The organism is Haloechinothrix alba (genome assembly GCF_900188115.1).
Taxonomy (GTDB): Bacteria; Actinomycetota; Actinomycetes; order Mycobacteriales; family Pseudonocardiaceae; genus Haloechinothrix; species Haloechinothrix alba.
Window position 1 is genome coordinate 12,854 of sequence record NZ_FZNW01000016.1, and the last position, 22,427, is coordinate 35,280.

A 22,427-nucleotide genomic window follows, 5' to 3' on the forward strand; every position below is an offset into this window, starting at 1 on the left:
CTCACCCCAGCATCCGTGCCGCGACATCCTGCTGCCGCTGCGCAATGCGTCCGGCCCACTCCTCGGCGGTCACCCGCTGACGCTCGTGGTACGGCAACCGTTGCGGCAGCTCGTCGAGCCCGAGCACCTCGACCTGGGGACCGTCGCCGGCCCCGAGCTCCCTGGCGAGCCGCTGCCAGCGGATCTGCAGGTAGCCGCGGCGGTGCCCGGTCCGCTCGATCCAGTTGGCGAGCCCGGGATCGCGCTCGCTGACCACGTAACGGATCATGCCGTCCGGGTCGACCCGGGCCTGGTCGGCTGTGAGGCTGGTCTGGTGGTTGATGTAGTCCAGGGAGATGTACCACATGCTGCCGAGCTGGAACCCCTGGTACGGAGCGTCCTCCTTGGGGGCCGCAGGGACGGTGATCACCATGACCTGGTCGTCGTCGAGCTCGAAGTGGCCCACCGAGGAGTACTGCGTCGTGAGGCCGCCGGGTGTCGGCCGCGGTTCGGTCATGATGTTGACCGGAAGGTGCAGGTAGTGCCATTCGGGGAAGGCGAGGAATGTCTTGAGGCGGTTCACCAGCATCTTCCCCGCGACCTCGTAGCGCTTGGCAGTCAGCCGCGTGCTGCTGGTCGGCTCAGGGGACGAACCGAGGGTGTCGGCGCGGTGAATGCGGATCCGCCCGCTGCGCTCGGTGCTCCAGTCGCTGTAGGCCTCCCGGACCACCAGCATGGCCGAGCCTGCGCCGAGGGTGACGTAGTTGCTCCTGCCCCTGCTCGGCTCCGGGCCGAACCGCACCTCGTAGCTGCCGTCCACGGCGATGTCGAGGTCACGGTCGTCGAACGCGGTGACGCTGTCCGGCGACTCCGCGGGGGTGTAGTCGCCTCCCAGCACCTGAAAGCTCAGATCGGCCGTGCTGCCGCGGGTACCGGTCACCACGTACTCGGCGTCGTCGCGCAGGTAGGCGTGGAAGTACAGGGTGTCCGGGTTGTCCAGGCCGAGCTTGGTGTGCGGGCCGGTCGAGGTGACGAAGAACGGGAAGTCACGCTCGTAGGCCCAGGCCATCTGTAGCGACGCCCGGATGCTGCCTGCGAGGTAGTCGTACCCCTCAGCCAGGTCCTGCTCGGTACGCACGTGCGGTGCGCCCTTGATGATCTCCTCGGCCTCGGCGACCGCATCCGCGAACGGCTTGGTGACCACGGGCAACTCCTCGGGCCGGACGGCATCGGCACGGACGCATCGAGACTAGAACGAGTTCTAGTGAGCGGTCAATGCGCGACCTCGGCCCACCGGTTCGCCGTGAAGCGCAGGCTCGGCATGTCGTCGAGCGAGTGGGTGAACTCGTAGATCCGCTCGTAGCCGGTCCCGGCGATCCGCCATACACCATCAGAGCAGCGCCGGTAGCTGTCCTCGTAGTACGCGGCTCCGCGGATGACCACGCGATACTCGGTGGCGATCACCGTGTCCTCGAACGCCCACAGACCCGTCGCGGTGTCCCCGTCCACGGTGATCTCGGGATGCTTGGCCGCGTGCACGGTGATGATGCCCGGCCCCAGGTTCTCCCGCATGAAGTTCACGATCGCGTCCCGCCCGTCGAGCTCGAGCGGTTCGCCGAGCGCCTGCGTGCCGTAGCGGGCGACGGCATCCTCGGTGAACGTGTCACCGAGCTCGTCCCATCGTTTCAGGTCGATACAACGCAGGTACCGGTATTTTAGACTACGGATCCGTTCCAGGGTCGCTACATCCATGACCCGAGCATCCCGCACGACTTGACCCAACACAAGAACAAGTTCTAGTTTCTGTTCATCCGGCGAGCTGCGCACAGCCCGATGCGGCAGTGGCTCCAGCGGCCCCGGAGGACACCCAGAGCGGCGAACGGAGCATCGTGACCGCGACAATCTACGAGCTCAGCCACCTGCACGCCCTCGAGGCCGAGGCGGTGCACGTCTTCCGCGAGGTCGCGGCCACCTTCGAGCGTCCGGGACTGCTGTTCTCCGGCGGCAAGGACTCGGTGGTCATGCTGCACCTCGCCACGAAGGCGTTCGCACCTGCCCCACTACCCTTCCCCGTGGTGCATGTGGACACCGGCCACAACTTCGACGAGGTCATCTCCTTCCGCGATCGCGTGGTCTCCGAGTTCGGGCTCCGGCTGATCGTCGGTTGCGTGCAGGACGACATCGACGCCGGCCGCGCCGTCGAGGAGTCCGGCAACCCCGCAGGCCGTAACCGGCTGCAGTCCACCACCCTGCTGCGGGTGATCACCGAGAACGGCCTCGGCGCGGTGTTCGGGGGCGCGCGCCGGGACGAGGAGAAGGCACGGGCGAAGGAACGCGTGTTCAGCTTCCGCGACGAGTTCGGCCAGTGGGATCCGCGCAACCAGCGGCCCGAGTTGTGGCGCCTCTACAACGGCAGGCACCGGCCGGGCGAGCACATCCGCGTGTTCCCGCTGTCCAACTGGACGGAGCTGGACGTCTGGTCCTACATCCTCGCCGAGGACATCGAGCTGCCATCGCTGTACTACGCCCATCAGCGCCCTGTGGTCCAGCGCGACGGCATGCTGCTGGCCCACACCCGGCACCTGACACTCCTGCCGGGCGAGGAACCGGCAACGGCCACGGTCCGCTTCCGCACCGTCGGCGACGCCACCTGCACCGGCTGCGTCGAGTCCACCGCCACCACCGCGCGGGAAGTGGTGGCCGAGGTCGCGGCTACCCGGGTCACCGAGCGGGGCGCCACGCGAGCCGACGACCGGATCTCCGAGGCAGGTATGGAGGACCGCAAGAAGGAAGGATACTTCTGATGTCCACCCAGCTGCTCCGGTTGGCGACCGCCGGAAGCGTCGACGACGGCAAGTCCACCCTGATCGGCAGGCTGCTGCACGACTCGAAAGCCGTCTTCACCGACCAGCTCGCCGCGGTGGCTCGCACCAGCGCCGAACGCGGCGCCGATCAACCCGACCTCGCGCTGCTGACCGACGGGTTGCGGGCAGAGCGCGAGCAGGGCATCACCATCGACGTCGCGTACCGCTACTTCGCTACACCCAAGCGCAAGTTCATCATCGCCGACACACCCGGGCACGTCCAGCACACCCGCAACATGGTCACCGGAGCGTCCACAGCGGACCTCGCGCTCGTGCTCGTCGACGCGCGCAACGGCGTGCTCGAGCAATCCAAGCGGCACGCCTCCATCGCCAGCCTGCTCGGCATACCGCACCTGGTGGTGTGCGTGAACAAGATGGACCTCGTCGGCTTCTCGGAGGAACGCTTCGCCGAGATCCGCGAGGACTTCCGCCGCTTCGCGATGAAGCTGGACGTCCACGACCTGAGCTTCGTGCCGATCTCGGCACTGCACGGGGACAACATCGTGCACCGCAGCACCGAGATGCCCTGGTACGAGGGAACGTCGCTGCTGCACCAGCTGGAGGAGGTGCACATCGCCTCCGACCGCAACCTGATCGACGCGCGGCTCCCCGTCCAGTACGTGATCCGCGCTGCGGACTTCCGCGGCTACGCCGGAACGATGGCGGGCGGCACTCTCCGCCCCGGCGACGAGGTCGCGGTTCTCCCGTCGGGCTTCACGTCCACGGTGCGGTCGGTTCGCGGCCCGGGCAACGTCGCACTCGACGAGGCGTTCGCCCCACAGGCCGTCACCGTCCAGCTCGACGACGACATCGACGTCAGCAGGGGCGACCTGATCTGCCGCCCGGGGAACCGGCCCCACGTCGCCTCGGACGTCGACGCCATGGTCTGCTGGCTGACCGAGCAGTCCGAGCTCACGCCGGGCAGCCGCTACGCCCTCCAGCACACCACCCGGTCCACGCGGGCCACCGTCGGGCAGCTCGACTACCGCCTCGACATCGACTCGCTGCATCGTGACAAGACCGCGGAAGGGCTGGCGCTCAACGAGATCGGCCGCATCCGGATGCGCACGCAGCACCCGCTGCTGTTCGACCCGTACCGCCGCAACCGCGACACCGGCAGCTTCATCCTCGTCGACGAGGCCACGGACAACACGGTCGCGGCAGGCATGATCACCGGCCCGGCCGTGACCGGCTCCGACGTGGTGTGGCACTCGCCCACCGTCACCCGCGAGCAGCGTGCCACCACAGGCATGACCGTGTGGCTGACGGGGCTGTCCGGCTCCGGCAAGTCCGCGGTGGCGGCGGAGCTGGAACGCAGGCTGGTCGCATCAGGGCGGCCCGCCTACGTACTGGACGGGGACAACCTGCGGCACGGGCTCAACGCGGGGCTGGGCTTCACCGCCGCCGACAGGGCCGAGAACGTCCGCAGGGCGGGCGAGGTCGCCCGGCTGTTCGCCGACGCGGGCGTCGTCGCCGTGGTCTCGCTGATCAGCCCCTACCGCGAGGATCGTGACCGGGTGCGTGCCGCGCACGTCGCCGACGGCCTGCCCTTCGTCGAGATCTTCGTGGACACCCCCTTGGAGACCTGTGCCGAGCGCGACCCGAAGGGGATGTACGCGAAGGCGCGCGCGGGCGAGATCACCGGTTTCACCGGGATCGACGACCCGTACGAGGCACCCCGCACCCCGGATCTCGTGCTACGCCCCGAGGACGGCGACGCGGCCACTCAGGCCGCCATCCTTCTCGAGTACCTGCAACGATGAACTCCGATATCGGACTGGCCGCCGACCTGGCCGAGCGCACCGGGACGCTGCTTCGCGAACTGCGCGAACGCACCGCCGGCGAACTCGGCGCGCGCGGGGACGCGAGCGCCAATGCCTTCCTGCTCGACCAGCTCGCACGGTCCCGCCCGGCCGACGCGGTGCTGTCCGAGGAGTCCGCAGACGACCCGGCACGTCTCGGGGCCGACAGGGTGTGGATCATCGACCCGCTCGACGGCACGAGAGAGTACGCCCAGCCGCACCGCACGGACTGGGCCGTGCACGTCGCGTTGTGGCAGCGCGGCCGGGAGATCACCGCAGCCGCTGTGGCCGTCCCCGCCCTCGACGTGGTGTACAGCAGCGGCGACAGCCTCCACAGGAGCACGGCAGCGTCCGGACCCGAATCGCCACGGATCGCGGTGAGCGCGTCCCGGCCACCTGCCTGTGCCGAGTCCCTTGCTGCCGACCTGGGCGCCACGCTCGTGCCGATGGGTTCGGCGGGCGCGAAGACGGCTGCCGTGCTGCGCGGCGACGTCGACGCGTTCGTACACGCAGGCGGCCAGTACGAATGGGACTCGGCGGCCCCTGCGGGTGTCGCCGCGCACGCCGGGCTACACGCTTCCCGGATCGACGGCGGCACGCTGCGCTACAACCGGCCCGACCCGTACTTGCCGGACGTGCTCATCTGCCGACCCGAGCTGGCCGGACCGATCCTGGCGAGTATCCGGCGCGGGTAACCGGCCTGCCGGTGCGCGGCCGCGACCGGTATCCCCGCCCTCGGCCGGGCCCTCAGTAGCCGGAGCCGCCCTCGGGCATCTGCTGGATGGCGTTGCCACCGGGGTCGACAACCCACCAGGCGTCGTTGACGCCCTGACCATTCAGGTCGCCGGACTCGGCGTCCTCCGCGTAGTAGTACAGCGGCCAGTCGTTGTAGGTCGCCTGCACCGTCCCGTCCGGGCGCTCGATCGTGTCGAGGAGTTCGGCATCGACACCATCGCCCGCCGCGGCCTCGCCCTCGAGGGTCGGCCACGCCTGCAGGCAGTCGTCCTCGCACGCGCTCGTGCCCGGCGAGTCCTCGGTGAACAGGTACAGCGTGTTGCCCTGGCCATCAGTAAGGATCGTGCCGACCTCGGAGTCGGATGTGGCGACGGTGGCTTCCGCCGACTCCGTGCCCTCCTGCTGGGGCCCCGGGTCGGTGCCGTTGCCGTCCTCACCACACGCGCCGAGTGCTGCGGTCAGTGCTGCCGCGGACAGCACACCCACGACGCCGTTCCTCCAGCGGTTCATGATCGTCCTCCATGCGATGCGGAGCATGCGGGTGGTTGGCGGAGACGGATGCCGTGCGCGAGTACCGGAGGTCGTGGGCGCACCCACCCGAACTCACCCAACGACGGTAGAACCGCGACGGGATCCGGGCAACTCGGACGAGCACGCAGCGATCGGACCGGCGCCGCTACCCGTCGCCGATCCCGTAACGCGCTGCCGCGCGAGCCCGCGCCCCGTGTTCGAGGTCCCCCGCCTGCTCCAGCATGCCGAGCACCGCCAGCGTGATCGACTCGGCGTCGATACGGAAGTGCCTGCGCAGCGCCCCTCGCGTGTCGGAGAGACCGTACCCGTCCGTGCCGAGAGAGGTATAGCTGTTCGGCACCCACGGAGCGATCTGGTCGGGTACGGCCCGCATGAAGTCGCTGACGGCGACCACCGGCCCCTGCTCGTCCCCCAGGGCGCTGGTGACGTACGGGACGCGCCGCTGGGCACTGCCGCTTCGATGGTTCCACTCCTCGCAGTCGACGGCGTCCCGGCGGAGCTCGTTCCAGGAGGTCACCGACCACACGTCGGCGGCGACGCCGCAGTCGTCCGCCAACAGCCGCTGCGCCCGCAACGCCACCGGCATCGCCACCCCGGAAGCCAGCACGTGTGCCCGCGGGCGTTCCCCGGAACCGTTGCCCTCACCCGGGTCCGCCTGCTGGTACCGGTACATCCCGCGCAGGATGCGACGCTCCAGCTGCCCGTCGTCACTCTCCGGTTCGGGCGGTTGCCGGTACGGTTCATTGTAGACGGTCAGGTAGTAGTAGATGTCCTCTCCGTGCGGATGGTTCTCCGTCGAGCCGTACATCCGGGACAGGCCGTCACGCACGATGCAGGAGAGCTCGTAGCCCCACGCGGGGTCGTAGTGCACGCACGCCGGGTGCGCGGCGGCAAGCAACGGTGAGTGCCCGTCCTGGTGCTGCAGGCCTTCACCGTTGAGCGTTGTGCGCCCCGCCGTGGCCCCGACCAGGAAACCACGCCCGAGCTGGTCACCCATCGCCCACATGAAGTCGCCCGTGCGCTGGAACCCGAACATCGAGTAGAAGATGTACACGGGAATCATCGGCTCACCGTGCGTGGCATACGACGTACCTGCCGCGATCGCCGAGCCCATCCCGCCTGCCTCGCTGATGCCCTCGTGCAGCACCTGCCCGCTGCCGGACTCCTGCCAGGACAACAGCATGTCGGCGTCGACGCCGTGGTAGGTCATACCCTGCGGCGAGTAGATCCCGCCTTTCGGGAACAGCGAGTCCATCCCGAAGGTGCGTGCCTCGTCGGGGATGATCGGCACGAACCGGTAGCCGATACCCTCGTCGTTCATCAGCTCCTGCAGCTGCCGCACGAACGCCATGGTGGTGGCCACGGCTCCGGTACCGGAACCGCTCCGGAGCTTCGCGTAGGCGTCATCGCCCGGCAGCGTCAGCGGCTTCGGCCGCACGACCCGCCTGGGAAGGTAGCCACCCAGCTCGTTGCGGCGTTGCCGCAGGTACTGCATCTCCTCGGAATCCTCGCCCGGGTGGTAGTACGGCGGCAGGTCCTGCTCCAGTGCCGCATCGGAGATCGGCAGGTACAGGCGGTCGCGGAAGGTCTTGAGCTCGTCCTCGGTGAGCTTTTTCATCTGGTGGGTGGCGTTGCGGGCCTCGAAGTCGGGGCCGAGCGTCCACCCCTTGATCGTGTGCGCCAGGATCACGGTTGGCTGGCCGGTGTGCTCGCGGGCCGCGTGGAACGCCGCGTACACCTTGCGGTAGTCGTGCCCGCCGCGTGACAGGCGCTGCAGCTGCTCGTCGGTGAGCCCCTCGGCCATCCGGCGCAACCGAGCGTCGTCGCCGAAGAAGTGCTCGCGGATGTAGGCGCCCGAGGCGATCGAGTACGTCTGGAACTGGCCGTCCGGCGTCGAGTTCATCCTGTCGACCAGCACGCCGTCGGAGTCCTGCGCCAGCAGGGCGTCCCACTCGCGGCCCCAGACCACCTTGATGACGCGCCAACCGGCACCGCGGAACAGCGACTCCAGCTCTTGGATGATCTTTCCGTTGCCCCGCACCGGACCGTCGAGCTGCTGCAGGTTGCAATTGACCACGAACGTCAGGTTGTCCAACCCTTCCCGGGCGGCCACCTCGATCTGCCCCGTGGACTCCGGCTCGGCCATCTCCCCGTCGCCGAGGAAAGCCCACACGTGCGAGCCGTCGGTATCCTTCACTCCGCGGTCGCGCAGGTAGCGGTTGAACCGCGCCTGGTAGATCGCGTTGAGCGGGCTCACCCCCATGGTCACGGTGGGAAACTCCCAGAAGTCCGGCATCAGCCGCGGGTGCGGGTACGACGGCAGCCCACCACCGGGCCGGGACAGCTCCTGGCGGAAGCCGTCGAGCCGTTCCTCGGTCAGGCGGCCCTCCAGGAACGCCCGCGCGTAGATGCCCGGTGAGGCATGCCCCTGCACGAAGACCTGGTCGCCTGGGCCATCGCCGTCCTTACCCCGGAAGAAGTGGTTGAAGCCGACCTCGTAGAGGCTGGCCGCCGAGGCGTAGGTGGCGATGTGACCACCGACTCCCACCTCGGGCCGGTTGGCGCGGGCGACCATGATCGCCGCGTTCCACCGGATGAAGGCCCGGATGCGGCGTTCGACGTGCTCGTCCCCGGGAAAGCTCGGTTCCGCGGCGGCCGGGATGGTGTTGACGTAGTCGGTGCGGCGCAGCTCGGGCACCCCGACCCGGTGCGTCCGCGCCCGCTCGAGGAGGGTCTGCATGATGTAGCGAGCGCGGGTACTGCCCTGCGACGCGACGACGCCGTCGAGGGCCTCCACCCACTCCCGCGTCTCCTCGGAGTCGGTATCCGGCAGGTGACCGGGCAACCCGTCGCTGGTTCTCCAGGATGCGTGCCGTCCGGGCGTCACGTGCGTACCTCCACTCGCCGAGGTCGGTCTCTCCCCGAGAACTACCCTGCACGTCACTCTGTTGAACGTCGCCGTGCGCCGATGGCCGCCACGCGTACGGGTTCGCGGCACAATCGGGGACGCAGCCCCCGTCGACGACACAGGTGGAGCCATCAATGACCAGCGCAGACCTGCTCACCGACGCGTTCGGCCGGATCCGGGAGGCCGTGCACGACGCCGTTGGTGACCTACCCGCCGGGACGCTGAACACGCGTATCGACAGCGAGGCCAACTCGATCACCTGGCTGGTGTGGCACCTGACCCGCGTGCAGGACGACCACATCGCCGACGCCGCCGGGACCGAGCAGGTGTGGACCGCGTACGGGTGGTCGCACCGGTTCGGCCTGGCGCTACCGGACGAGTCCATCGGCTACGGGCACACCAGCGAGGACGCGGCCGCCGTGCGGGTGGACTCGCCGGAGCTGCTCACCGACTACCACGACGCGGTGCACGATCAGACCGTCGCGTTCGTCGCCGGGCTCGGCGATGCCGACCTGGCGCAGGTCATCGACGAAGGCTGGGACCCCCCTGTCACGCTCGGGGTGCGGCTGATCAGCGTGATCGGCGACGACCTGCAGCACGCGGGCCAGGCCGCCTTCCTGAGGGGCCTGCTGTTACGGCGGTAGGCCCCGCGCGCCGCGGTGGTGTTGTGAGCCGATCGAGCGGGTAACCGGTACGTACGGACCGGTGAGGGAGGTACCGCCATGAGTCACGAGCCGAGGACCACCGGCGAATGGGCAGGTGAGGCCTCGATGCACGACGTCGAGGACGAGCGCACCGCCGACATCGGCGCAGACCTCGAGGAGTCCGGCTCCGGCGACACCGCCGAGGACGGGGAGCGCTACGTCGAACCTCCCGACTGAGCACCGGCAGGTAGGCGGCACGTACGTGACACGCGCTCCCGTCCTGTGCGGCGCGGAAGGGCGGTCGCGACGCGAGCCGGTTCGGCGCGGCCGGTGCAGCGAGGGCAGAGATGAGGACATACCAGAACCCGCGAGAACTCGACCAGAAAACACTCGCCGAGCGGGCACACGAGGTCGGCATCGACAACACCGCGCACCTCAACCCCCAGGAGCTCGCCGAGGCGGTTCGCCAGCAGGAGGTCGACGAGCAGGACGGCGCTGAGCGTCCGCTGAGCACGACCTGACCCGGTAGCCTGCCGGGGATGGCCGAGGCAACCACGGCACGTGAGGATCGTGTCCTACGACAGCTCAGGAACGCCCGATGCGCGTCGCGGTGATCGGCGCCGGAGTCGTCGGCGCGGCCGTTGCCAGGGGTCTGGCCGTGCGGGGCGCGACGGTGACCGTCCTCGAGCAGCGGCATCCGGGCGACGGGACGTCCGGCACGTCGTTCGCGTGGCTCAACTCACACGAGAAACACCCCGAGGTCTATCACCGGCTCAATGCCGAGGGGTGCCTCGAGCACGAACGGCTCGCTGCCGACGTCCCTGGCGGAGCACCGTGGTACTTCCCTACCGGCAACCTCGAGTGGGCGGGCGAGCCCGACGGCCGTGCCACACTCGAGCGGCGGGTCACACGGCTCGACCGGCTGGGTTACCCGTGTCGCTGGGTCGCTCCCGGCGAGGTGCACAGCCTCGAACCCGATGTGCGCGTGCCGGAGGAAGCCGAGCGGGTCGCCTACTTCCCCGGCGAGGGACACGTCTTGCCCGCGGTGCTGCTGGCCCACCTGCTCGGCCAGGCCCGCGAGCACGGTGCACGGTTGCTCTGTCCGGCCACGGTCACCGCAGTGGCACCGCACCAGCGGGGAGTCGATGTGCGTCTCGACGGCGGCGAGAGCCACCGCTTCGACAAGGTCATCAGCTGTGCGGGCCGCTGGACCGAGGCGCTTGCGGCCACCGCGAGCTGCACCGTGCCCATGGTCGATACCACCCAGCAGGGTGGGGCACATCTGGGGCTGCTCGCCTACACACGCCCCCTACCGGCGCGGCTGTCTCGCGTGCTGACCACCCCACGGCTCAACGTCCGCCCGGACGGCGGCGGACGCCTCGTCATGCAGGGACCCGACCTGGACGCCGGCGCCGAGCAGGCAACGTCAGGAAGCTCCACGGCCCGAGCCGCGGACAGCCTGATCCAGCGGCTCGGCGAGGTCCTCACCGGTGGCGAGTTCGCCACGATCGAAGCGCTCCGCGTAGGGCGGCGGGCGTTGCCCGCCGACGGGCTCACGGTCGCAGGCTTCGCCGACGGTCGGACACGGCGTTTCTACGTCATCGCCACCCACAGCGGAATCACACTGGCGCCGCTGCTGGCACGCCTGGCCGCGGGTGAGGTGCTCGACGAGCAGACATCACCGCTGCTCGCGAGTTTCCGGCCGGACCGCTTCGGCCAGGCCTCCGGCACGGGACCGGGGACACCCGCCCCACAGCCCGGCGAGCAGTAGGGCCGTCCGGCCGCCGCCCGCGCTGCGACCGGCCCGGCCCGTGCTCCTCCTGGACATACCGAACGGGTGTTCTATACTCTGGCGCGGCCAACGTACCCATCAGGCGAGGAGACGACACCCACTATGACCGTGGATCCCGACACCCAGCAGCAGGGCGACACCGCGTCCGAAGCGGCCGCCACCACCCCGGAGCCCGGCGCGTCCGGGGATGCGTCCGGCGAGGCAGGCGGCAACGGTGAGCAGGCGGCCCCCAAGCGCGGTCGCCAGAAGGGCACCACGGCGAAGAAGACCCGAACCGTGCAGCTCACCCTGACCGTCACGGGAACGGCGGACGGCACGTGGCAGGCCGAGCTCAAGCACGGCAGTACCTGGGTGGCCAGGGGCGTCGACGTGTCCGCGGCAGCAGTCTCGCGCGCGGCAAACGAGCTGCACGACGAGCTGTCCGGCCCGATCGACGAGGTGATCACCGCCGCCCGCGAGCAGCAGCAGGCGAAGGTGGCCGAGCTGGAAGCGGAGCTGGAGCAGGCCAAGAAGGCACTGGCCGAACTGGACACCTGAGCCGGTCCGGGCTGCCTCCCCGGCGGCACCCCGCCGCCGGGGTGATGACACCGGCGTACGGAACCGGTGGGTCCCGGCGCACGCGGCGGCCCGGCACCGTCGGGGCGCGTGCAGCACCGCAGGAATGCGCGACGCCCGCACGGAGTTGACGACACTGTGACGCATTACGACTTGATCATCATCGGGACCGGTTCGGCGAACTCGATCCTCGATGACCGCTTCTCCGACTGGCGAGTGGCCGTCGTCGAGAAAGGCGTGTTCGGTGGGACATGCCTCAATGTGGGGTGCATCCCCACCAAGATGTTCGTGCACACCGCCGACGTCGCGCGCACGACCGAGACCGGCGCCCGTCTCGGTGTCGACGCCGAGCTCCGCGCGGTGCACTGGGCCGATGTCCGCGACCGGATCTTCGGCCGGATCGACCCGATCGCCGTGAGCGGCAGGGAGTACCGCCACACGCACCCCGACAACGCGCACGTGACCGTCTACGAGGGTGCGGCGCGTTTCGTCGGCGAGCGGACGCTGCGCGTGCGCCCGAGCGACGGCACGGACGACGAGGTGATCACAGCGGACCGATTCGTGCTCGGCGCGGGCGGCAGGCCGATCGTGCCCGACGTGCCCGGCCTGTCCACGGTCGGCTACCACACATCGGACTCGGTCATGCGGATCGACAAGGTGCCGGACCGCGTGACGATCCTCGGAGGCGGCTTCATCGCAGCCGAGTTCGCCCATGTCCTCGCCTCGTTCGGTGCGGACGTGACCGTCATCGTGCGCTCCGGAGCCATGCTGCGCGCGCAGGACACCGATGTCAGCAGCCGGTTCACCGAGCTGGCCGCCCAGCGCTGGGACCTCCGGCTGCACCGCACGGTCCGGTCCGTGCGCCGCACCGACTCCGGCGCCGCCCTCGAGGTCGACGGGCCGGACGGCAGCGAGACCGTGGAAACCGACCTGTTGCTTGTCGCCACAGGCAGGCAGCCCAACTCGGACCTGCTCGACGTCGCCGCGACCGGCGTGGACACCACCGCAGGCGGCTACGTCGCGGTCGACGAGTTCCAGCGCACCTCCGTGCCGGGAATGTACGCGCTCGGCGACCTCAGCTCGCCGTACGAGCTCAAGCACGTCGCCAACCACGAGGCGCGCGTCGTGCAGCACAACCTTTTGAACCCGCACGAGCAAGAGCCCGCCGACCACCGCGTCATCCCGCACGCCGTGTTCAGCTCGCCACAGATCGCCTCCGTCGGAGTCACCGAGCAGCAGGCTCGCGAGCAAGGCCTGACGTACGTGGTGGCCCTCCAGGACTACGCCGGCATCGCCTACGGCTGGGCGATGGAGGACACGACCGGCTTCGCCAAGCTGCTGGCGGACCCGGACACCGGCGAGCTGCTCGGCGCCCACATCATCGGCCCGCAGGCACCGACGCTGATCCAACCCCTCGTCCAGGCCATGAGTTTCGGGCTGGACGCGTACTCGACGGCACGCGGCCAGTACTGGATCCACCCGGCCATGCCCGAGCTGATCGAGAACGCGCTGCTGAACCTGCCGCTGAACCGCTGAGGAGCACCGCTGCCGCGGCGCGGGCTCACTCCTGCCCGCACGTCAGGGCAGCGTCAGGATCTCCGCTCCCGACTCGGTAACCAGGATCGTGTGCTCGAACTGGGCGGTCCACCTCTTGTCCTTGGTGGTGACCGTCCAGTCGTCCTCCCAGATGTCGTAGTCGATCGTGCCGAGCGTGATCATCGGTTCGATCGTGAAGGTCATGCCCTCCTCGATCACCGTGGTCACGGACGGTTCCTCGTAGTGCAGCACGGTCGGGGCCGTGTGGAAAGCCGGTCCCACACCGTGGCCGGTGAAGTCACGGACGACGCCGTATTCGAATCGCTTCGCGTAGGACTCGATCACCCTGCCGATGACGTTGAGCTGCCTGCCGGGCCGCACCGCGTTGATCGCACGCATCGTCGCCTCGTGCGTACGTTCCACGAGCAGCCGAACCTCCTCGGAGACATCGCCTGCCAGGAACGTGCAGTTGGTGTCGCCGTGCACACCGCCGATGAACGCGGTGACGTCGATGTTGCAGATGTCGCCGTCCCGGATCACCGTCGAGTCCGGGATCCCGTGACAGATGACCTCGTTGAGGGAGGTACAGCACGACTTCGGGAAATGCCGGTACCCCAGGGTGGAGGGGTAGGCACCGTTGTCGATCAGGAACTCGTGCACCACCTTGTCCACGTCATCGGTGGTGTTTCCCGGCTTGACCGCCTTGCCCCCTTCCTCGAGCGCCTGAGCGGCGATGCGCGACGCCACGCGCATGGCCTCGATCACCTCGGGAGTACGCACGCCATTACCCGGCTCCGCACGCGGGGCGGGCTTGTCGACGTACTCGGGACGGACGATCGACTCCGGCACCGGACGGCGCGGAGTCTGCACTCCGGGCTTCAGGGGCTCACGCATCGGCATGCCACCACCCTACGATGCCCGTACCGGTTCGGTCGTGTGGCCGTTGGCTACGCAACACCGGGCACGTCACGGCCCTGCTGACGGCAGCCCCTCGAGGAAGTTCCGGGTCACCTCCACAGCCGGCTGGGAACTGCCGCCTCCGACGAGCAGCACCGCGAACGCGAGATCGTCCTGGTAACCGACGAACCAACCGTGCGCATCGGAACCGTCGCCGAACTGCGCCGTCCCCGTCTTGCCGTGCACCCCGTCCAGCGCCGCCAACTCACCGGCCGTGCCGTCGGTGACCACCGCACGCATGAGGTCGCGCACGGCACCGTTGACCTCGGTGTCCAGTGGGTCGCCGAGACCGGCGACCCCGGTGTCCCGCCCCTCGATCACCGACGGCGTCGGGGTGCTCCCGTTCGCCACGGCCGAGGCTGCCAGGGCCATACCGAACGGGCTCGCCAGCACCGTTCCCTGTCCGAACCCGTTCTCGGCGCGTTCGGCAACGTTCTCCGCCTCCGGCACCGAGCCGGTGAACACCTCGGTGCCGGGGATGTCGAACTCGGCTCCGATGCCGAGCGACGCCGCGGCGTCCGGCAACGCGTCATCGTCCAACTCGGCGGCCAGCTGCGCGAACGTGGTGTTGCACGACCGTGCGAACGCCGTGGTGAGGTCCGTTGTTCCCAGGTCGAAGTCGTCGTCGTTGGTCACCATCCTGCTGCCGACCGCCGTCGAGCCGGGGCAGTCGACGTCGCCGTCCGGGTGGACCTCTCCCGCGGACATCCCTGCCGCGGCTGTCACGATCTTGAACGTCGACCCCGGTGGATACTGCCCGGTCAGCGCGATCGGCCCGTGCTCGTCGGCGGCCGAGTTCTGCCCGACCGCCAAGAGGTCACCGCTGGAGGCGTCCATCGCGACAAGCGCACCCGGCGTGCTCGCCCCCTCCAACGCCTCCTTGGCAGCCGACTGCGCAGGCAACAGCACCGTACTGTCGACTGCCTCGACCGGCTCGGGAGGTTCCGAAGCCAATTCCCGTGCCTCGGCGCCCACCGCGTCGACCGTGATGACGCGCCAGCCGGACCGCTCGGCCGCGCGCTCCTCGACGATCCTGCGCAGCGGCGGCAGGATTGCCCTGCCGAAGTCGCGGTCCGGCGCGAGCAACCGCTCCTGCCAGGTGAACCGGACCCCGGGGATGTCGGCGACGGTTCCCTCGACGGCCTGGAAGTCGTCCTCACGCAGCGCAGCGACGACGTAGGGCTCGCCGTCCTCGGTATCCTCGGCACCGGACATGATGGACTCGGTGGTGATCTCGTCGTCGAACTGGGACAGCTCGTTCGCCAGGCTACTTGCCGCCTGCTCGAGATCACCGGGCTCATCGAGCTTGTCCGCCTCCAGCAGCACCGACGTCACTCGCTGCGCGGAAAGCAGCTCCCTGCCCTCCCTGTCCAGCACCGGCGCCAGCTCCGGTTGCGTGTCGAGCAGGGCGATGGTGTGTTCCGGGGCCAGATCGGGATGCACTACCGCCGGTGTCCAGCGCACCCGCCACCCGTCATCCGCGTCGACCAGCTCCGCCGATGCGCTGTAGCTCCACGTCCGCTGGTCGCCGAGGTGCCAGGTCAGCTCGTAGTCGACCGAGCTGGTCGCCGAGTCCGGGACGTCCTGCGACTCCTCGACGGACACCTCGATCGATTCCGGCTCCAGAGCCCCCAGCGCCTGGTCGAGCACCCGAGACGCACGTTCGGGAGCATCGGTCAGCCCGGCGGCACGGGACACGTCCCCGTCGGCGACGGCGAGGAAGAACTCCTCGGCCCTGTCGCCTGCGGGGTCGGAGAAGATCCCGCATCCGGCGGTCACACCGAGTACGGTCGCGACGGCCAGCACGCGTGTTGTCGATCGCACGGTGCTCCAGTATGCCCGTTGCGGTCGCTGTGCGGTGACATGTGGGGTGTACCGGGCACGCCGCGGGCGGATCTCAGAACAGCACGGTCGCGTACTCCCCCACCCGGCGGAACCCGATCTTGCGATACACCGAAAGGGCCGCGGAGTTGTACTCGTTGACGTACAAGCTGGCGATGCGGTTCAGCTCACGCACAAGGACCGCAGCGACGCCGGCGGTGCCCGCTGTGGCCAGTCCCTCTCCCCTGCGGTCCGGGGGCACCCACACACCCTGGATCTGACCGACCCGCGACGACAGCGCCCCGATCTCGGCCTTGAACACCACGCGACCGTGCTCGAACCGGGCGAACGCCCTGCCCTTCTGGATGAGCTCGGCCACGCGGGCGCGGTAGTTCATCCCGTTGTCGCCGTGCCGCGGGTCGACACCGACCTCCTCGATGAACATCGCCACCGCTGCCGGGAGGTAGCGGTCCAGCTCGTGCGGCTGCACACGCCGTACTCTCGGGTCGACCGCCGTCGCCGGGGCACGGTCCAGCGCGAGAAGCGGTTGGGGCGATCGCAGGTCACGTGGCGGCCCCCACTCCCCTTCCAGCTCCTCCCAGAGCCCCAGCACCTGCTCGGCGGGGCCGACAACGGATGAGCAGGTACGCGCGCGCCGGAGCGCGCGCTCGGCGAACGAGCGCAACGCGGCCGCGTTGCCGGACACCGGGATGAGGTTCGGCCCGGAGAAGCACAGGCCTTGCAGGCGTCCCGGCCACAGCGGCCGGGAGTCGGCCGCCCAGAGCTCCCCACCGAGCCGTAACGGGTCGAGGCCCGCGGACTCGACCCGCGCACTGACCATGCATGAGTTGACCGGGTCGGCCGATAACGCCGCATCCACAACTGAGTAGTCCCGGTCCTCGAGCAATCGTGTCCCTGCAAGCCGCAACACGGGTTAAGCCTGCCAGACAACCCGCGTGCACGGGTAGCGATCGCCCCGTTACCTCCGTGCTGAATGACGCTTTCACTCCACGAGATGGACTGAAAGCGTCATTCAGCCTTCCGTTATGACAACTCCGGCGCTTCAGCCCCGCGATAGGTACCGAAGGTCCAGAGGTTGCCTTCGGGGTCGCACGCGGTGAATGTGTGCGACCCGAAGTCGGTGTCGTGCAGCTCTGTCGCGATCTCGGCCCCGGAGGCCACGACGCGCTCGTGTACCGCGTCGACGTGGTCGGTCACCACGTACACCGTGGTGACCCCCGAGCGCATCTCGTCGTGTGCCGTCCCCCGCTCGTGCCGGGTCGTGCCGAACATGACAGCGCCCCCTTCCGGCCAGCTCAGCTCGGCATGGATGATGTCCCCGTCCTCCGCGGGGACGACGAGGCGCTCGGTGAATCCGAACACGTCCACCAGGAAGCGCAGCGCACCCGGTGCGTCGTCGTAGCGCAGGCACGGCCATACGGTGTTCTGTGGTCCATTCGTCATGGTCACCAGTGTGAGTCCGGTCCAGGGATGCTTTCTTGGAGAAACGGGAGCTCTTCTGCCATCCAGGTGCCCGGGGTGCAGCCGGCGAGCGCCCGCCACTCGTGCGTCAGGTGTGCCTGGTCGTAGTAGCCGCACTCCGCGGCGAGATCGGCGAGGGCGGTGCGCGGCCTGCGCCGCAACGCCGTGCTCGCGCGCTCGAACCGTACGACACGCGCGGCTTGCTTCGGTGCAAGGCCGATCTCCCTGCGGAAGCGTTCACCGAGATGGCGCGCGCTCCAGCCGACGTCGCAGGCCAGTGCTCGCACCGGGACACGGCCACCCGCACGCAGCAGGCGCGACCAGGCCCACTCGATCTCGGGGGCGGCCCGGACGGTCTCGACCAGCGCGCCGAGCAGCACCTCGTCGAGCACGGCGAAGCGCTGCCGCCAGCCGGTCACACTCGCCAGGCGATCCGGCAGCGTTGCCAACGCGGGCCGGTTCATGCGGCTGAGCTCGACAACGGCACCCGAGAGGTCGTCCGCGCCCACACCGAGCAGGCCGCGGGCGCCGAGCGGGTCGAGATCGAGCTGCAGGCCGTACTGGTGGTCGGTCTGTCCGATGAGCGCCGGGCCGGACTGCATCCCGCCGACCAGGCCCTGCAGCGTGGCCGAGGACCGCAGGCCATCGGGCGAGGAGATGACGTGAATGGGTTCCGCGAGGCTGATGATCACGACGACGTGGCGCGACGGCAGGCCGCGGTGCACAGCAGGAAGGGTCCCCTCCTGGCGGTAGCCGATGTAGCGCGACACGTACCCACGCAACCCGGGGTGTGGCCGGCCGACCACGAACTCGCCACTCACACACCCACTCTAAGCGCCACCCCAGGGCGTGTGCTGAATGACGCGTTCAGTCCGTCTGGCGCGCTGAATGACGCGTTCAGTCCGTCTCGTGGACTGAACGCGTCATTCAGCACATCGGCTGGGTCAGGAGGTGACGGTGACGGTGGGTTCGCCGTCACCGATGGACTCGCCGGACTCCTCGGCGATGCGCATGGCTTCCTCGATCAGCGTCTCGACGATCTGGTGCTCGGGCACGGTCCGGATCACCTCGCCCTTCACGAAGATCTGCCCCTTACCGTTGCCCGAGGCCACACCGAGGTCGGCCTCACGCGCCTCCCCCGGACCGTTGACCACACAGCCCATCACGGCGACCCGCAACGGGATCTCCATGCCCTCCAGGCCAGCGGTGACCTCGTCGGCCAGCTTGTACACGTCGACCTGCGCACGCCCGCACGACGGGCAGGACACGATCTCCAGCTTGCGCGGGCGCAGGTTCAGCGACTCCAGGATCTGCGTGCCGACCTTGACCTCTTCCACCGGCGGCGCCGACAGCGACACCCGGATCGTGTCGCCGATCCCCTGCCGCAGAAGCGCGCCGAAGGCCACCGAGGACTTGATCGTGCCCTGGAACGCCGGGCCTGCCTCGGTGACGCCAAGGTGCAGCGGGTAGTCGCACTGCTCGGCGAGGATCTCGTAGGCGCGCACCATCACGACCGGGTCGTTGTGCTTGACCGAGATCTTGATGTCGTGGAAGTCGTGCTCGGCGAACAGGCCCGCCTCCCACAGCGCGGACTCGGCCAGCGCCTCCGGGGTCGCCTTGCCGTGCTTCTGCAGCAGACGCTGGTCGAGCGAACCCGCGTTCACCCCGATGCGGATGGGCGTGCCGTGGTCCTTGGCGGCCTGCGCGATCTCGCCCACCCGGTCGTCGAACTTCTTGATATTGCCGGGGTTGACCCGCACACCCGCGCAGCCGGCCTCGATCGCGGCGAACACGTAACGCGGCTGGAAGTGGATATCGGCGATGACGGGAATCTTGGACTTCTGCGCGATCGCCGGCAGCGCCTCGGCGTCCTCCGGGCGCGGGCAGGCCACCCGGACGATGTCGCAACCGGCTGCGGTGAGCTCGGCGATCTGCTGCAGCGTGGCGTTGACGTCCGAGGTCTGGGTGGTCGTCATCGACTGCACCGACACGGGGTGCTCGCTGCCGACCCCGACGGGGCCGACCATCAGTTGCCTGGTCTTGCGGCGCTCCGCGAGTACGGGTGGCGGGCTGGTGGGCAAGCCAAGATCGACCGACATCGAATCCTCTGCATTCTGCGTCGCGCGTCCTGTGGTGACGAGGTGCTACCCGAACGATACCGTGCCCCCGCCATGGCAGGGCCTGCGCAGCGCACCCGAGATGTGAGCAACGCAACCCCACGGACCCCGGTGGGAGCCGAAGGTGACCGCGGTTCCTTAGAAGGAGCCCGATGTCACCTTCGGCTCCCACCCCGGGGCGGTTAGTCCGTGAGGCGGATGGGGTTGACGATGTCTGCGGTGACGGTGAGCAACACGAACCCGCCGCCGATGATGATCACGACCATGGTCACCGCGGAGAGCTTGGAGTAGTCCACCGGCCCGCCCGCGGCCTTGCCGCGTAGCTTGCGCAGCCAGTCCCGCGCTCGCTCGTACCAGGTCACCGCGATATGGCCACCGTCGAGTGGCAGCAGCGGCAGCAGGTTGAAGATCCCGACGAAGAAGTTCAGGCTTGCCAGCAGCAGGAGGAAGATCTCCCACATCCCGTGCTGCACCGTCTCGCCACCGAGCCTGCTGGCCCCGACCACGCTCACCGGCGTGTTCGGGTCGCGCTCGGCGCCGAAGATGGCCTCCACGACGAGCGGGATCCGCTCCGGCAGCCGCAGCAGCGCGTTCCAGGTGCGGTGGAACATGTCGCCGGTGAACAGCACCGTGGCCGGGGCGGCCTCGGCAGCACTGTACTGCAGGTACTGCGCGAACCCGACGCCGATCATGCCGACGGTCACCGTCTCCGGCGCCCCCTCCTCGACGGCCGCATCGTCCAGGTTCGGCCGCTGGATGCGCTCGACATCGACCACGGTCTCGACCGTGTTCCCGTCCCGCTCGACCGTGATCGGGGTCGGTCCCGCACGCTCCTGCACCAGCGAGGTGGTCTCGCCGATGTCGGCTACGGGCTCGCCGTCGACGGCGGTGATGACGTCCCCGGACCGCAGCCCGGCCTCCTTGGCGGGGGCCGGGTCACCCGGTCCGCACGCCTGCTCGTCGAACTCCGCGAGCTGCTCGCGGTCCTGGACGTCGCGTACGCACTCCGACACCGCCTGCACCTTGGGGTCCCCGTCGAGGTTCGGCAGGCCGAGCGAGCCTGCCATCACCAGCAGCACGAGGAAGCCGATGAGGAAGTGCATGCCGGAGCCCGCCGCGAGCACCACCGTGCGCTTCCATACCGGGTAGCGCCACATCGCGCGCTTGGCCTCTTCCGGTTTGACCTCGTCCAGGGCAGTCATGCCCGCGATATCGCAGAAGCCACCGAGCGGTACGGCCTTGACGCCGTACTCGGTCTCTCCCCTGCGGAAGGAGAACAGCGTGGGGCCGAACCCGACGAAGTACCGGCGCACCTGCATGCCGAACTTCTTCGCCGTCCACATGTGCCCGGCCTCGTGGAGTGCGATGGATACGCAGATGCCCAGCGCGAAGAGCACGACCCCGATGATGTAGGCGAGCACTCCTAGTCCCTTCCCTGACGGTTCAGCTCGGTGGCGCGCGCACGCGCCCATTCCTCGGCGGCGAGGATGTCGTCGATGTCACGCGGTCGACCGTGCCAGCCCTCCGCCGCGGAGACCACCTCGGACACAGTGTCCACGATCGAGGTGAAGCCGGTGTTCTGCCGCAGGAACGCCGCCACCATCTCCTCGTTCGCCGCGTTGAGCACCGCGGGCAGGCAGCCGCCGACCCGCGCGGCGTGCCTGGCGAGCTCGACCGCGGGGAAGGCCTCGCCGTCCAGCGGTTCGAAGGTCCATTCGGTCGCGCTGTCCCAGCGGCACGCGGGCGCGGCGCCGGGCACGCGGTGCGGCCAGTTCAGCGCCAGCGCGATGGGCAGGCGCATGTCCGGAGGGCTCGCCTGTGCCAGCGTGGAACCGTCGGTGAACGTCACCATCGAGTGCACGATCGACTGCGGGTGCACCACCACGTCGATGCGCTCGCCCGGCACATCGAACAGCAACTGTGCCTCGATGAGCTCGAGGCTCTTGTTCATCATCGTGGCCGAGTTGACGGTCACCACCGGCCCCATCTGCCAGGTGGGGTGCGCGAGCGCCTGCTCGACGGTGACCTCGGCCAGCTCGGCACGGCTGCGGCCCCGGAACGGGCCGCCGGATGCGGTCAGCACCAGCCGTTCGACCTCCTCGGCGCGGCCACCGCGCAGCGCCTGCGCCAGCGCCGAATGCTCCGAGTCCACCGGCACCAGCTGCCCCGGCCCTGCCGCGTCCAGCACCAGCGGGCCACCCGCGATCAGTGACTCCTTGTTGGCCAGCGCCACCGACGCCCCGGTGCCGAGCGCGCGCAGCGTGGGGGCCAGCCCCGCGGATCCGGGCATCCCGTTGAGCACGACGTCCACGGTCACCGCGTCGATCAGCTCGAGCACGGACTCGGCGCCCGCGAAGATACGGGGCATCCGGTACTGCCCTGTGGCGTATCCGCGGCGTTGCGCCTCGGTGTAGATGGCCAGCTGCACGTCCTCGACGGCTGTCGGCTTGACCACCGCGATCGCGTCGACCTGGTGGGCGATGGCCTGTGCGGCCAGGGCGGCCGGGTCACTGCCGCTCGCGGCGATCCCGGAGACCCGGAACAGGTCGGGGTTGCGCGTGGCGACATCCAGCGCCTGGGTTCCGATCGACCCGGTCGAACCGAGCACGAGAACGGTACGAACGCCGGCACGGGACGGGTCTGCGGGGTCGGAAGACGTCATCGTGCCCCATTGTCGCCGATGCCCGGAGCGGAGCCTCAGCCA

At 69.4% G+C, this 22,427-nt stretch carries 21 protein-coding genes; 9 read left to right on the forward strand and 12 right to left on the reverse strand.

Features of this window, described 5'->3' with window-relative positions; translation table 11 throughout:
* Position 1 precedes the first annotated feature (1 nt).
* Together CHB84_RS15785 and CHB84_RS15790 are read right to left on the reverse strand one after the other, a co-directional pair.
* Positions 2-1,183 carry a DUF1214 domain-containing protein gene (locus CHB84_RS15785; protein ID WP_089302390.1) on the reverse strand — a complete coding sequence of 394 codons (1,182 nt, stop codon included), beginning with the start codon at positions 1,181-1,183 and terminating at the stop codon, positions 2-4.
* Between the two features lie 68 nt (positions 1,184-1,251).
* Complete coding sequence (locus CHB84_RS15790; protein WP_089302391.1) at positions 1,252-1,731, reverse strand: nuclear transport factor 2 family protein; 480 nt, start codon at positions 1,729-1,731, stop codon at positions 1,252-1,254.
* A 137-nt stretch (positions 1,732-1,868) separates the two neighbouring features.
* Here CHB84_RS15790 and cysD point away from each other — a divergent pair, with 137 nt between their 5' ends.
* Genes cysD through CHB84_RS15805 form a run of 3 tightly spaced genes read left to right on the forward strand, consistent with a single transcriptional unit; the run spans position 1,869 to position 5,340 of the window.
* Positions 1,869-2,783: a sulfate adenylyltransferase subunit CysD gene (gene cysD / locus CHB84_RS15795; protein WP_217898583.1), complete on the forward strand. Its 915-nt coding sequence runs from the start codon at positions 1,869-1,871 to the stop codon at positions 2,781-2,783.
* Complete coding sequence (gene cysC / locus CHB84_RS15800) at positions 2,783-4,606, forward strand: adenylyl-sulfate kinase (protein WP_089302392.1); 1,824 nt, start codon at positions 2,783-2,785, stop codon at positions 4,604-4,606. The genes cysD and cysC overlap by 1 nt, the downstream gene beginning before the upstream one ends.
* Positions 4,603-5,340 carry a 3'(2'),5'-bisphosphate nucleotidase CysQ gene (locus CHB84_RS15805; RefSeq protein ID WP_089302393.1) on the forward strand — a complete coding sequence of 246 codons (738 nt, stop codon included), beginning with the start codon at positions 4,603-4,605 and terminating at the stop codon, positions 5,338-5,340. Before cysC ends, CHB84_RS15805 begins: the two co-directional genes overlap by 4 nt.
* Before the next feature lie 52 nt (positions 5,341-5,392).
* On the opposite strand, the gene CHB84_RS15810 is transcribed toward CHB84_RS15805, so the two are convergent.
* Together CHB84_RS15810 and aceE are read right to left on the reverse strand one after the other, a co-directional pair.
* Entirely contained in the window at positions 5,393-5,890 is a 498-nt protein-coding gene (locus CHB84_RS15810) for a COG4315 family predicted lipoprotein (RefSeq protein ID WP_089302394.1), read from the reverse strand.
* Positions 5,891-6,056: 166 nt separating this feature from the next.
* Complete coding sequence (gene aceE, locus CHB84_RS15815; RefSeq protein ID WP_245818775.1) at positions 6,057-8,798, reverse strand: pyruvate dehydrogenase (acetyl-transferring), homodimeric type; 2,742 nt, start codon at positions 8,796-8,798, stop codon at positions 6,057-6,059.
* A 155-nt stretch (positions 8,799-8,953) separates the two neighbouring features.
* Here aceE and CHB84_RS15820 point away from each other — a divergent pair, with 155 nt between their 5' ends.
* The 6 genes from CHB84_RS15820 (at position 8,954) to CHB84_RS15835 (ending at position 13,346) form a co-directional block, all read left to right on the forward strand.
* Positions 8,954-9,463, forward strand: coding sequence for a mycothiol transferase (locus tag CHB84_RS15820; RefSeq protein ID WP_089302396.1), 510 nt, complete (start codon positions 8,954-8,956; stop codon positions 9,461-9,463).
* Between the two features lie 78 nt (positions 9,464-9,541).
* The gene (locus CHB84_RS22990; RefSeq protein ID WP_176439989.1) at positions 9,542-9,700 is read left to right on the forward strand and encodes a hypothetical protein; all 159 of its coding nucleotides are present in this window, start codon (positions 9,542-9,544) and stop codon (positions 9,698-9,700) included.
* A 110-nt stretch (positions 9,701-9,810) separates the two neighbouring features.
* Entirely contained in the window at positions 9,811-9,984 is a 174-nt protein-coding gene (locus CHB84_RS22995; protein ID WP_176439990.1) for a hypothetical protein, read from the forward strand.
* Positions 9,985-10,061: 77 nt separating this feature from the next.
* Positions 10,062-11,234, forward strand: coding sequence for an NAD(P)/FAD-dependent oxidoreductase (locus CHB84_RS15825; RefSeq protein WP_089302397.1), 1,173 nt, complete (start codon positions 10,062-10,064; stop codon positions 11,232-11,234).
* Between the two features lie 123 nt (positions 11,235-11,357).
* Complete coding sequence (locus CHB84_RS15830) at positions 11,358-11,792, forward strand: DUF6319 family protein (protein WP_089302398.1); 435 nt, start codon at positions 11,358-11,360, stop codon at positions 11,790-11,792.
* 156 nt (positions 11,793-11,948) lie between these two features.
* The gene (locus CHB84_RS15835; protein WP_089302399.1) at positions 11,949-13,346 is read left to right on the forward strand and encodes a mycothione reductase; all 1,398 of its coding nucleotides are present in this window, start codon (positions 11,949-11,951) and stop codon (positions 13,344-13,346) included.
* Positions 13,347-13,388: 42 nt separating this feature from the next.
* On the opposite strand, the gene map is transcribed toward CHB84_RS15835, so the two are convergent.
* The 8 genes from map to dxr all read right to left on the reverse strand — a co-directional run bounded on the left by map (position 13,389) and on the right by dxr (position 22,385).
* Positions 13,389-14,246: a type I methionyl aminopeptidase gene (map, locus tag CHB84_RS15840; protein ID WP_089302400.1), complete on the reverse strand. Its 858-nt coding sequence runs from the start codon at positions 14,244-14,246 to the stop codon at positions 13,389-13,391.
* A 66-nt stretch (positions 14,247-14,312) separates the two neighbouring features.
* Positions 14,313-16,127 (reverse strand): penicillin-binding transpeptidase domain-containing protein, encoded by a 1,815-nt coding sequence (locus CHB84_RS15845; RefSeq protein ID WP_089302401.1) that lies wholly within the window; start codon positions 16,125-16,127, stop codon positions 14,313-14,315.
* A gap of 73 nt (positions 16,128-16,200) precedes the next feature.
* A complete protein-coding gene (locus CHB84_RS15850; RefSeq protein WP_176439991.1) occupies positions 16,201-17,055 on the reverse strand; it encodes a GNAT family N-acetyltransferase in 855 nt (284 codons plus the stop codon).
* Between the two features lie 113 nt (positions 17,056-17,168).
* A complete protein-coding gene (locus CHB84_RS15855; RefSeq protein WP_089302402.1) occupies positions 17,169-17,588 on the reverse strand; it encodes a VOC family protein in 420 nt (139 codons plus the stop codon).
* Between the two features lie 2 nt (positions 17,589-17,590).
* Positions 17,591-18,427, reverse strand: coding sequence for an AraC family transcriptional regulator (locus CHB84_RS15860; RefSeq protein ID WP_089302403.1), 837 nt, complete (start codon positions 18,425-18,427; stop codon positions 17,591-17,593).
* A 123-nt stretch (positions 18,428-18,550) separates the two neighbouring features.
* On the reverse strand, positions 18,551-19,705 hold the full coding sequence (ispG, locus tag CHB84_RS15865) for a flavodoxin-dependent (E)-4-hydroxy-3-methylbut-2-enyl-diphosphate synthase (RefSeq protein ID WP_089302404.1): 1,155 nt from the start codon (positions 19,703-19,705) through the stop codon (positions 18,551-18,553).
* 200 nt (positions 19,706-19,905) lie between these two features.
* Positions 19,906-21,144 carry a M50 family metallopeptidase gene (locus CHB84_RS15870; protein ID WP_089302405.1) on the reverse strand — a complete coding sequence of 413 codons (1,239 nt, stop codon included), beginning with the start codon at positions 21,142-21,144 and terminating at the stop codon, positions 19,906-19,908.
* Between the two features lie 2 nt (positions 21,145-21,146).
* Positions 21,147-22,385, reverse strand: coding sequence for a 1-deoxy-D-xylulose-5-phosphate reductoisomerase (gene dxr, locus CHB84_RS15875; protein WP_089302406.1), 1,239 nt, complete (start codon positions 22,383-22,385; stop codon positions 21,147-21,149).
* Between the last annotated feature and the right edge of the window lie 42 nt (positions 22,386-22,427).

What these genes read in the sequence shown, in the direction of transcription:
- CHB84_RS15790 (WP_089302391.1), bottom strand. Translation starts at nt 1,731, where the DNA reads ATGGATGTAGCGACCCTGGAACGGATCCGTAGTCTAAAATACCGGTAC.
- cysC (WP_089302392.1), top strand. Translation starts at nt 2,783, where the DNA reads ATGTCCACCCAGCTGCTCCGGTTGGCGACCGCCGGAAGCGTCGACGAC.
- CHB84_RS15805 (WP_089302393.1), top strand. Translation starts at nt 4,603, where the DNA reads ATGAACTCCGATATCGGACTGGCCGCCGACCTGGCCGAGCGCACCGGG.
- CHB84_RS15810 (WP_089302394.1), bottom strand. Translation starts at nt 5,890, where the DNA reads ATGAACCGCTGGAGGAACGGCGTCGTGGGTGTGCTGTCCGCGGCAGCA.
- CHB84_RS15820 (WP_089302396.1), top strand. Translation starts at nt 8,954, where the DNA reads ATGACCAGCGCAGACCTGCTCACCGACGCGTTCGGCCGGATCCGGGAG.
- CHB84_RS22990 (WP_176439989.1), top strand. Translation starts at nt 9,542, where the DNA reads ATGAGTCACGAGCCGAGGACCACCGGCGAATGGGCAGGTGAGGCCTCG.
- CHB84_RS22995 (WP_176439990.1), top strand. Translation starts at nt 9,811, where the DNA reads ATGAGGACATACCAGAACCCGCGAGAACTCGACCAGAAAACACTCGCC.
- CHB84_RS15825 (WP_089302397.1), top strand. Translation starts at nt 10,062, where the DNA reads ATGCGCGTCGCGGTGATCGGCGCCGGAGTCGTCGGCGCGGCCGTTGCC.
- CHB84_RS15830 (WP_089302398.1), top strand. Translation starts at nt 11,358, where the DNA reads ATGACCGTGGATCCCGACACCCAGCAGCAGGGCGACACCGCGTCCGAA.
- map (WP_089302400.1), bottom strand. Translation starts at nt 14,246, where the DNA reads ATGCCGATGCGTGAGCCCCTGAAGCCCGGAGTGCAGACTCCGCGCCGT.
- CHB84_RS15855 (WP_089302402.1), bottom strand. Translation starts at nt 17,588, where the DNA reads ATGACGAATGGACCACAGAACACCGTATGGCCGTGCCTGCGCTACGAC.
- ispG (WP_089302404.1), bottom strand. Translation starts at nt 19,705, where the DNA reads ATGTCGGTCGATCTTGGCTTGCCCACCAGCCCGCCACCCGTACTCGCG.
- dxr (WP_089302406.1), bottom strand. Translation starts at nt 22,385, where the DNA reads ATGACGTCTTCCGACCCCGCAGACCCGTCCCGTGCCGGCGTTCGTACC.